The sequence below is a fragment of the Actinomadura sp. KC06 genome (assembly GCF_004348735.1).
Taxonomy (GTDB): Bacteria; Actinomycetota; Actinomycetes; order Streptosporangiales; family Streptosporangiaceae; genus Spirillospora.
Map to the genome: position 1 here is coordinate 1 of NZ_SMKT01000245.1, position 8,858 is coordinate 8,858.

The 8,858-nt window shown below is 71.1% G+C and carries 12 protein-coding genes; 9 read left to right on the plus strand and 3 right to left on the minus strand.

Annotated elements, in window-relative coordinates; all coding sequences use genetic code 11:
- Together E1287_RS40025 and E1287_RS40030 are read left to right on the plus strand one after the other, a co-directional pair.
- Positions 1 to 602: thioredoxin domain-containing protein (locus tag E1287_RS40025; RefSeq protein ID WP_131970831.1), on the plus strand; the 602-nt coding region annotated here is incomplete at its 5' end.
- A gap of 54 nt (positions 603 to 656) precedes the next feature.
- The gene (locus E1287_RS40030; RefSeq protein ID WP_131970834.1) at positions 657 to 854 is read left to right on the plus strand and encodes a hypothetical protein; all 198 of its coding nucleotides are present in this window, start codon (positions 657 to 659) and stop codon (positions 852 to 854) included.
- Positions 855 to 914: 60 nt separating this feature from the next.
- Here E1287_RS40030 and E1287_RS40035 read toward each other — a convergent pair whose 3' ends face one another.
- Positions 915 to 1,916, minus strand: coding sequence for an aldo/keto reductase family protein (locus E1287_RS40035; RefSeq protein WP_131970835.1), 1,002 nt, complete (start codon positions 1,914 to 1,916; stop codon positions 915 to 917).
- A gap of 31 nt (positions 1,917 to 1,947) precedes the next feature.
- On the minus strand, positions 1,948 to 2,523 hold the full coding sequence (locus tag E1287_RS40040; protein WP_131970837.1) for a DUF3043 domain-containing protein: 576 nt from the start codon (positions 2,521 to 2,523) through the stop codon (positions 1,948 to 1,950).
- A gap of 132 nt (positions 2,524 to 2,655) precedes the next feature.
- On the opposite strand from E1287_RS40040, the gene E1287_RS40045 reads away from it, so the two are divergent.
- The 6 genes from E1287_RS40045 to E1287_RS40070 all read left to right on the plus strand — a co-directional run bounded on the left by E1287_RS40045 (position 2,656) and on the right by E1287_RS40070 (position 6,927).
- The gene (locus E1287_RS40045; RefSeq protein ID WP_207934748.1) at positions 2,656 to 3,468 is read left to right on the plus strand and encodes a PspA/IM30 family protein; all 813 of its coding nucleotides are present in this window, start codon (positions 2,656 to 2,658) and stop codon (positions 3,466 to 3,468) included.
- Positions 3,465 to 3,743 (plus strand): hypothetical protein, encoded by a 279-nt coding sequence (locus tag E1287_RS40050; protein ID WP_131970839.1) that lies wholly within the window; start codon positions 3,465 to 3,467, stop codon positions 3,741 to 3,743. The genes E1287_RS40045 and E1287_RS40050 overlap by 4 nt, the downstream gene beginning before the upstream one ends.
- A 103-nt stretch (positions 3,744 to 3,846) precedes the next feature.
- Positions 3,847 to 4,764 (plus strand): zinc metalloprotease HtpX, encoded by a 918-nt coding sequence (htpX, locus tag E1287_RS40055; RefSeq protein ID WP_131970841.1) that lies wholly within the window; start codon positions 3,847 to 3,849, stop codon positions 4,762 to 4,764.
- Positions 4,765 to 4,767: 3 nt separating this feature from the next.
- Positions 4,768 to 5,337 (plus strand): hypothetical protein, encoded by a 570-nt coding sequence (locus E1287_RS40060; protein WP_131970843.1) that lies wholly within the window; start codon positions 4,768 to 4,770, stop codon positions 5,335 to 5,337.
- Positions 5,338 to 5,405: 68 nt separating this feature from the next.
- On the plus strand, positions 5,406 to 6,323 hold the full coding sequence (locus tag E1287_RS40065) for a M48 family metalloprotease (protein ID WP_131970844.1): 918 nt from the start codon (positions 5,406 to 5,408) through the stop codon (positions 6,321 to 6,323).
- Positions 6,307 to 6,927 carry a hypothetical protein gene (locus tag E1287_RS40070; RefSeq protein ID WP_243719766.1) on the plus strand — a complete coding sequence of 207 codons (621 nt, stop codon included), beginning with the start codon at positions 6,307 to 6,309 and terminating at the stop codon, positions 6,925 to 6,927. The genes E1287_RS40065 and E1287_RS40070 overlap by 17 nt, the downstream gene beginning before the upstream one ends.
- Before the next feature lie 10 nt (positions 6,928 to 6,937).
- On the opposite strand, the gene nadA is transcribed toward E1287_RS40070, so the two are convergent.
- Complete coding sequence (gene nadA, locus E1287_RS40075) at positions 6,938 to 8,092, minus strand: quinolinate synthase NadA (RefSeq protein ID WP_131970846.1); 1,155 nt, start codon at positions 8,090 to 8,092, stop codon at positions 6,938 to 6,940.
- Between the two features lie 288 nt (positions 8,093 to 8,380).
- Here nadA and E1287_RS40080 point away from each other — a divergent pair, with 288 nt between their 5' ends.
- Positions 8,381 to 8,743, plus strand: coding sequence for an iron-sulfur cluster assembly accessory protein (locus E1287_RS40080; RefSeq protein ID WP_131942422.1), 363 nt, complete (start codon positions 8,381 to 8,383; stop codon positions 8,741 to 8,743).
- Positions 8,744 to 8,858 lie beyond the last annotated feature (115 nt).

An 8,858-nucleotide genomic window follows, 5' to 3' on the forward strand; every position in this document is an offset into this window, starting at 1 on the left:
GCGACGTCCAGCTGAAGGTCGGGCAGATCGCCGGGGGCGCGGAGGCCACGCCGCTCGCCGACGGCAGCCTGGCGATGGCCCGTCCCGGCGTCACGACCCCCGTGGTCGACGTGTACGAGGACTTCGCCTGCCCGCACTGCGGCACGTTCGACCGCATGCACGACCCGATGCTCAAGGAACTCGCCGTCTCCGGACGCGCCAAGGTCGTCTTCCACCCGATGGTGATCTTCAGCGAGAGCGTCCAGCCGGCGCACGGCAACGCGGTCCGCGCCGCGGCGGCGCTGCGCTGCGTCGGCGACGGCGCGCGCTGGCTCTCCTACCAGGACGCCCTCTACTCCCACCAGCCGGCGAGCCTGTCCACCGAGGGCTACGCGACGTCGGAGCTGATCTCCTACGCCGGGAGCCTCGGGCTCACCGGCGACGGGTTCACGTCCTGCGTCCGGAACCAGCGTTACGCCGAGAGCGTGAAGACCGTCAGCAAGGGCCTCATCGCGTCCGGGGTGCAGGGCACGCCCAGCGTGCGGGTGAACGGCCGCACGCTCGACAAGGCCGACACCGACAGCGCGGCCGCGCTGCGCCGCGCCATCGAGGCCGCGTCCTGACGGAACCGCGCCGCGGAGGGGCTAGTCTCACCGCGACGAGGGAGGTCGAACGCGATGGCGTGGAGCTGGCGTCTGGAGAAGGCCGACGGGCGCATGGTCGGCATGTCGGAGGAGACCTTCTCCACCCAGGCGGACGCGGAGAGCTGGCTGGGCGAGAACTGGCGGGGGCTGCGCGCCGACGACGTCGACACGGTGACCCTGCTGGACGGCGAGTCGGTCGTGTACGAGATGAGCCTGCTCGAACCCGAATGACGGGGGAGACGTGCGGGGGCCGCGGAGCCGGCGTGCTCCGCGGCCCTTCCGCGCGACGGTTCAGGGACGCCGGGGCGGGCTGACCGTCTTGGCGGGGTCGCGGATGACGACCGGGTCGAGGACGTCGTCGATCCGCTTCAGCACGCCCGTGTCCAGCTTCACGCCCGCCGCCCGCGCGTTGTCGGCGACCTGCTCCGGACGGGACGCGCCCACGATCGCCGACGCCACGTTGGGGTTCTGCAAGGTCCAGGCGATCGCGAGCTGCGCCATCGACAGCCCGAGATCGTCCGCGATCGGCTTCAGCTCCTGCACCCGGGCGAGCAGGTCGTCGGTCAGGAAGCGCCTGATCATGTCGGCGCCGCCCTTGTCGTCGGTGGCGCGCGACCCGGCGGGCAGCGGCTGACCCGGCTTGTACTTGCCGGTCAGGACGCCCTGCCCGATCGGCGACCAGACGATCTGGCCGACGCCCTCGCGCTCGCACAGCGGGACGATCTCGCCCTCGATGACCCGCCACAGCATCGAGTACTGCGGCTGGTTGGAGATGATCCGGTCGAAGCCCATCTCGTCGGCGATCTTGAGGGCGCGCTCGATCTCCTCCGCCCGCCATTCCGACACGCCGACGTAGAGGACCTTGCCCTGCCGGACGAGGTCGTCGAAGGCCCGCATCGTCTCCTCGAGCGGCGTCTCGTGGTCGAACCGGTGGGCCTGGTAAAGGTCGATGTAGTCGGTCTCCAGCCGGCGAAGGGAACCGTTGACCGACTCGACGATGTGCTTGCGTGACAGGCCCCGGTCGTTCATGCCGGGACCGGTCGGCCAGTAGACCTTGGTGAAGATCTCCAGCCCCTCGCGGCGCTGCCCCTTGAGCGCGCGTCCGAGGACCTCCTCGGCGCGCGTGCCCGCGTACACGTCCGCGGTGTCGAAGGTGGTGATCCCCTCGTCGAGGGCGGCGCGCACGCACGCGCGGGCCGCGTCCTCCTCGACCTGGGAGCCGTGGGTGAGCCAGTTGCCGTACGCGATCTCGCTGACCTTCAGACCGCTCCGGCCCAGGTATCGGAACTCCATGGACACGACCCTAGCCCGCCGGTCGCACGGGTCAGATCTTGTCCTTCTCGCCGACCCGGACCTGCGGGTTCGGCACGCGGAGCCGGCGGATCTGCATGGCGCGCATCGCCGCGTACAGCCCGACGCCCTTCACGTTCTCGTCGGGGTACCGCTCGGCGGCGAGCCGCTTGATGCCGCGGCTCAGCAGCAGGCCCTCGGCGAACACGACGACGAGCAGCAGCGGCGGCGCGAACAGCACCAGCAGCCGGGCCACCGGGATCGGGAGCATGCTCAGCAGCACGATCGCGAACATGGCGTACATGAGGTACGAGCCCACCGTGCGGCGTGAGTCGACGTAGTTGCGGGCGAGCCTGCGAACGGGGCCCTTGTCCCGCTTGAGCAGGTGCTTCTCGTCACCCTTCGCCATGCCCTGGCGTGCCTTGGCGCGCTCGGACGCCTGCCGCTCCCTGACCTTCCGGTACGCCTCCTTGCGGGAGCCCGGGGCGGTGATCGGCTGGCGGTTGCGCTTCTCGGCTTCCTTGCGCTTGGGCGTGGGACGGCCCTTGCCTCCCGGCTTTACTACCTCAGGAGGATTCGCCGGGGCCTCCGGGGTACGACGCTTGAACACGGGATCAGACTACCGGCTGCGAACATCGTGGCTGCCTCGCGCGTTAACGCGTAGGGTGATAAGAACCCCAGCAGTGGTCATTGAGCCCAGTTCACGACTGAGGCGACAGCACGAAGGGACCGGCGCCGCGCGATGAGCGTGATGAAGCGAATGTCGATGATCTTCAAGTCCAAGGCGAACAGGGCCCTGGACCGCATGGAGGATCCCCGCGAGACCCTCGATTACTCCTACCAGCGACAGCTGGAGATGCTGCAGAAGGTCCGTCGGGGGGTCGCCGACGTCGCCACTTCGCGCAAGCGTCTCGAACTGCAGATCAACCAGCTCGAGCAGCAGCAGACCAAGCTGACCGACCAGGGCAAGAAGGCGCTGCAGGTCGGCCGGGAAGACCTCGCCCGCGAGGCGCTGACCCGCCGGGCCGGGCTGGAGAGCCAGCTGAACGACCTGCGCGGCCAGTACCAGCAGCTGCAGGGCGAGGAGGAGAAGCTGACCCTCGCCTCCCAGCGGCTGCAGGCCAAGGTCGACTCCTTCCGCACCCGCAAGGAGACGATCAAGGCGACCTACACCGCCGCCGAGGCGCAGACCAAGATCAACGAGGCGTTCTCCGGCATCTCCGAGGAGATGGGCGACGTCGGCCTCGCGATCCAGCGCGCCGAGGAGAAGACCGACACCATGAAGGCCCGCGCCGGGGCGATCGACGAGCTGCTGGCGTCCGGCGCCCTGGAGGACTTCTCCGGTCCGAAGGACGACATCCAGGCCGAGCTCGACCGGATGGGCTCCGGCCCCGGCGTCGACCTCGAGCTGGAGCAGCTCAAGGCCGAGCTGGGCCAGGCTCCCGCGCCGAAGGAGCTGAACCAGGGCACGCCGACCGCGCAGCCGCAGCAGCAGGACACCCCCCAGCAGGCCCCCCAGGTGAACTGGCAGGAGAAGCCCGGGGGTGCCCAGTGATCGTCCGCCTGATGGGCGAGGGCCAGCTGGACGTGGCCGCAGAAGACCTGTCCGCGCTCAACGCGCTCGACGACGAGCTGGAGTCGGCGATCGAGTCGGGCGACGAGACGTCCTTCCGCGCCGCGCTGCACGCGCTGCTGGAGAACGTCCGCAAGGTGGGCACGCCGCTTCCGCCGGACAGCCTCGCGCCGTCCGAGCTGATCCTCCCGCCGGCCGACGCGCACATCGACGAGGTCCGCTCGATGCTGGGGGACGAAGGGCTGATTCCCGACTGACACGAGCCCCCTGGCGCCGACCGAATTGGACAGTCAGGCACAAAATCCAGGTCCCGTGCGTTGTACAACTGAACACCATCGGGGATGCACAGGGGGTGGCCGCATGGCCAGAACGCGATACGCCTCCGATCGGGGGCTGACCTCGCGGATGCTCGTGACGATGTTCCTGCTGGGGCTGGTCTACGTCGTCGCCGTGGGGGCCTTTTTCGTGTTCCTGCCGCAGTGGGCGTTCATCGCGCTCGCCGCGGCGGCGGTCTTCCTGCTCGCCCAGTACTTCTTCTCGGACAAGATGACGCTGTTCGCCATGCACGGGCGTGTCGTCACCCCGGAGGAGGCGCCCGAGCTGCACGGCGTCGTCGACCGCATCTGCGCGATGTCGGACGCCCCGAAGCCGAAGGTCGCGATCGCCGACACCGACGTGCCCAACGCGTTCGCCACCGGACGGAACCAGAAGAAGGCCGTCGTCTGCGTCACCACCGGGCTGCTGCGCCGGCTCGACCCCGTCGAGCTCGAAGGCGTCCTCGCCCACGAGATGGCGCACGTCGCGCACAAGGACGTCGCGGTCATGACGATCGCCTCGTTCCTCGGCATCTGCGCGGGCCTGATCACCCGGATCGGCCTGCAGATCGGCCTGTTCGGCGGGTTCGGCCGCCGCAGCAACGACCAGAACACCGGGCTCATCCTGCTCGCCGTGGTCGCGGCGAGCGCGCTCGCCTACGCCGTCAGCTTCATGCTCACCCGGGCGCTGTCGCGCTACCGGGAGCTGTCCGCCGACCGCGCCGCCGCGCTGCTGACCGGCCGCCCGTCCGCGCTGGCCAGCGCGCTGACGAAGGTCAACGGGGAGATCGCGCGGATCCCGACGAACGACCTGCGGTCCGCGCAGGCGTTCAACGCGTTCTTCTTCACCCCGGCGCTCGGCAAGGGCTTCAGCGTCTCGTCGCTGTTCTCCACCCACCCCTCGCTCGACAAGCGGCTCGCCCAGCTCTCGAAGATCTCCGAGCAGCTCAGCAGGGGAGTCTGATCCGTGGGCTTCCTGGACACGCTCCTCGGCCGCTCCAAGCCCGCAAAACCCGACCTCGACCGGCTGTTCGCGCTGTCGACGGCCGCCGTCACGCTGGAGGCCGCGACGGGATTCGTCCCGACCGGGCTCGGCTCGGTGTGCTTCCGCGCGGCGGAGGGCGGCGCGTTCGCGCGGCTGCAACGCGACGTCCAGGAGCTGCTGGACGCCGACGAGGGCCCCAAGGTCGAGATCAGCACCGACACCTACGGCTACACGTGGCTGCTCGCGACGCACCGTCCCGACGAGCTGCCCGACCTCGTCACCGACCTGCACGCCGTGAACGCGACGCTGGAGTCCGGCGGGTTCGGCCCGCACCTGCTCTGCTCGCTGGCAGGCTTCCGCGGCCCGGACGGGCAGCGCCTGGCGCTCGTCTACCGCTACAAGAGCGGCACGTTCTACCCCTTCGCGCCCCTGCCCGGCGACAAGCGCGACAACGCGCTCGAACTGCAGGTGCGCGGCGCGGTGGGCGCCGATCTCCCCTTCGAGGACGACCTCGGCCGCTGGTTCCCGCTCTGGGGCGCCCCCGGCCTGTGACAGGCCCGTGACCAGCCTGTGTGTCTTCAGACGCTGAACGGCGTCCAAGATCGGCGTAATGTCAGGACATGGCGCCCTCCCGTGACGCACCCGACTCCGGGCTGACCTGGCGGATGCTCGCGACGGCGGCCCTGGTCGCGCTCGTGTACGCGGCGGGCGTGCTGCCCGCGTTCCTCGCCGGTCCGGTGTGGGGCGCGGTGGCCGCGGCCGTCGCGGTCGCCGTCGCGGTGCTCTCCGCCCGCGCCGCCGACCGGCTGGCCCTCTACGCGATGGACGCCCGCCTCGTCGCCTCCGACGAGGAGCCCGAGCTGCACGCCGTCGTCGACCGGCTGTGCATGTCGTCCGGCCTGCCGAAGCCGCGCCTCGCTGTGTCCGCGCTGGACATGCCGAACGCCTTCGCCGCCGGGTCGGGCCCGGGCTCGGCGGTGGTGTGCGTCACCGACGGGCTGCGCGCCCGCCTCGAACCGGCCGAGCTCGCCGCCGTGCTGGCCCACGAGATCGCGCACGTCGCCAACCGGGACGTGCTCGTCACCGCGATCGCCTCGTTCCCCGGCCTGTGCGCCGGGCTGTTCCTCGGCTGGTGGACGGACCTGATCACCGGCCGCGGCAGGTACGGCGCCGGACGCGTCGCCGCCCTGCTCGCCGGGGTCGTCCTGCTGCCGCTCGGGGTGGCGGCGGCGGTACTGTTCGCGGCGGGCACCCTCGTCGGGCTGGCCTTGTCCCGGCACCGGGAGCTGTGCGCCGACTCCACCGGCGCGGTGCTGACGGGCCGTCCCGGCGATCTCGCGTCCGCCCTCGGCAAGGTCACCGAGGTGATCCGGGACGCGTCCCGCGAGGATCTGCGGGCGCTGCGCCCGGTGAGCGGCCTGTGCGTGATCGCGGTACGCGGCGGCGGCGTGGACACGCTGCTGTCCAGCCATCCGTCGCTGGAGCGGCGCACGGAGCGGCTGTCGGTCATTTCCTGGCGGCTTGAGAGCGGCGGCTGACGTGGGCGTCCTGGACGGGCTGCTCGGCCGTCCCGCGCCGCCCGGCCTGCCCGATCTCGACCGGCTGTTCGCGCTGCCCGCCGCCGCGTCGGCGCTGGAGGCCGCGACCGGCTTCGCCCCGACCGGCGCGGGCGCCGTCTGCCACCGGCTCGTCGAGGGCGGCGCGTTCGGCGCGTTCGGCCGCGCCCAGCGGGACGTCGCCCGCCTCCTGGGAGCGGACGGCGGCCGCGAGTCGGGCTTGAGCGCGGGGCCCTACGGCTGGGGCTGGGCGCAGGTCACCCGGCCGCCGGACGCGTTCGACCGGCTCGTCGCCGACCTGCACATGGTCAACTCCACGCTGACCGCCGCCGGATACGGGCCCTACCTGCTGTGCTCGGTCGTCTCCTTCCGCCGCGACGACGCCAAGCAGCGGCTCTACCTGGTCCATTCGCCCGGACGCGGGACGTTCTACCCGTTCGCGCCCCGCCCGCCCGACGTGCCGTCGGCGGAACACCGCCGCAACAACACGGTCGAGACGAGCGCCCGCGACGCGCTCGCCGGCGAGCTGGACATCGAGCCCGACACCGGCCGGTGGTTCCCGATCTGGGACGCCCCCGGCCTGTGACCGGGCCTGCTCAGGGGAGGGCGAGCATCTGGTCGAGGGCGGCGCGGGCGTAGTGCGCGGTCTCCTCGTCCACCTCGATGACGTTCTCGACCCGTCCCGCCGCCAGCGACTCCAGCGACAGCACCAGGTGCGGCAGGTCGATGCGGTTCATCGTCGAGCAGTAGCAGACGGCCTTGTCGAGGAACATGACGTTCTTGTCCGGGTGGGCGTTCGCGAGCCGCCGGACGAGGTTCAGCTCGGTGCCCACCGCCCAGGACGAGCCGGGCTCCGCGGCCTCGATGGTCTTGATGATGTACTCGGTCGAGCCGATCTGGTCGGCGGCCGTGACGACCTCGTGCCGGCACTCTGGGTGGACGAGGACGTTCACGCCGGGAACGCGCGCCCTGACGTCGTCCACCGCCTCCTTGGTGAACCGCCCGTGCACGGAGCAGTGGCCGCGCCAGAGGATCATCTTGGCGTCCCTGAGCTGCCGCTGCGTGAGGCCGCCCTCGCGGCGGTGCGGGCTGTAGACGACGCAGTCGTCCAGGGAGAAGCCCATCTCCAGGACGGCCGTGTTGCGTCCGAGGTGCTGGTCGGGCAGGAACAGGACCTTCTTGCCCTTCCCGTAGGCCCAGTCCAGGGCGCGCCTGGCGTTGGACGAGGTGCACACCACGCCGCCGTGCCGTCCGACGAAGCCCTTGATGTCGGCGGAGGAGTTCATGTACGTGACGGGTATCACGTCGTCAGCGACGCCCGCGTCCTCCAGGACGTCCCAGCACTCCTCGACCTGGTCGAATGTCGCCATGTCGGCCATCGAGCAGCCCGCGCCGAGGTCGGGCAGGATCACCCGCTGGTGCCCGGCGGTCAGGATGTCGGCCGATTCCGCCATGAAATGGACGCCGCAGAACACGATGTACGGCGCCTCCGGACGGGCCGCCGCCTGCTGGGCCAGCTTGAACGAGTCGCCGGTGACGTCCGCGAACTGGATGACCTCGTCCCGCTGGTAGTGGTGGCCGAGCACGAACACCCGCTCGCCCAGGGCCGCCTTTGCGGCGCGGGCGCGCTCGACGAGCGCGGGGTCGGAGGCCGGCGGCAACTCGCCCGGGCAGTCCACGCCGCGCTCGGTGGCAGGGTCGGCGGCGCCGCCGAGCAGCAGCAGCGGAAGGTCGCGCGTTGGGGTGGTCACGGCGTGTCTCCCTTCGCGACGGGGGCTTATCGTCGCTTTGACGACTAATGATGGCACATCCGGGGGCCCACGATGATGTGACGTAGAACGCACCGTCCTCCAGCCCCCACCCACCACCAAGCAAACGACGAGCTCCGCTCGGCGCCCTTCTGGGCGTTAGAACCCGCCGGGAAGCGGAATGGGCCTGTGGCGAGGTACGTTGTCCTACGGGAAGGGGCGTACGCGTCCTGGAGGACAAGCGACAGGCCGCCGCCGCGTGCGGCGCAGCGAGACCCGGGAGCTGAACACATGACGGTTTCAGGCGAGACCACGCAGGAGACCACGCAGCAGGGCGTCGTCCTCACCGACGCCGCCGCCGAGAAGGCCAAGGGCCTGCTCGAGCAGGAAGGCCGCGACGACCTTGCGCTGCGTGTCGCCGTGCAGCCCGGTGGCTGCTCCGGCCTGATCTACCAGCTCTTCTTCGACGAGCGGGAAATGGACGGCGACCAGATCCAGGACTTCGACGGCCTGGCCGTCCGCGTCGACCGGATGAGCGCCCCCTACCTCACCGGCGCCACCATCGACTTCGTCGACTCGATCGAGAAGCAGGGCTTCACGATCGACAACCCGAACGCGTCCGGCTCCTGCGCGTGCGGCGACTCCTTCAACTGAGCCGACCCGCCTGACGCGCGGACCCGCCGCACGAGCGGGCCTGCCTGACGCGCGGGCCTGCAGGAAGGGTCCGCGCCACCGAGCGTCGAGGGGCGGGCCGGGCGTCAGCCCGGCC

What these genes read in the sequence shown, in the direction of transcription:
- E1287_RS40030 (WP_131970834.1), top strand. Translation starts at nt 657, where the DNA reads ATGGCGTGGAGCTGGCGTCTGGAGAAGGCCGACGGGCGCATGGTCGGC.
- E1287_RS40035 (WP_131970835.1), bottom strand. Translation starts at nt 1,916, where the DNA reads ATGGAGTTCCGATACCTGGGCCGGAGCGGTCTGAAGGTCAGCGAGATC.
- E1287_RS40045 (WP_207934748.1), top strand. Translation starts at nt 2,656, where the DNA reads ATGAGCGTGATGAAGCGAATGTCGATGATCTTCAAGTCCAAGGCGAAC.
- htpX (WP_131970841.1), top strand. Translation starts at nt 3,847, where the DNA reads ATGGCCAGAACGCGATACGCCTCCGATCGGGGGCTGACCTCGCGGATG.
- E1287_RS40065 (WP_131970844.1), top strand. Translation starts at nt 5,406, where the DNA reads ATGGCGCCCTCCCGTGACGCACCCGACTCCGGGCTGACCTGGCGGATG.
- E1287_RS40080 (WP_131942422.1), top strand. Translation starts at nt 8,381, where the DNA reads ATGACGGTTTCAGGCGAGACCACGCAGGAGACCACGCAGCAGGGCGTC.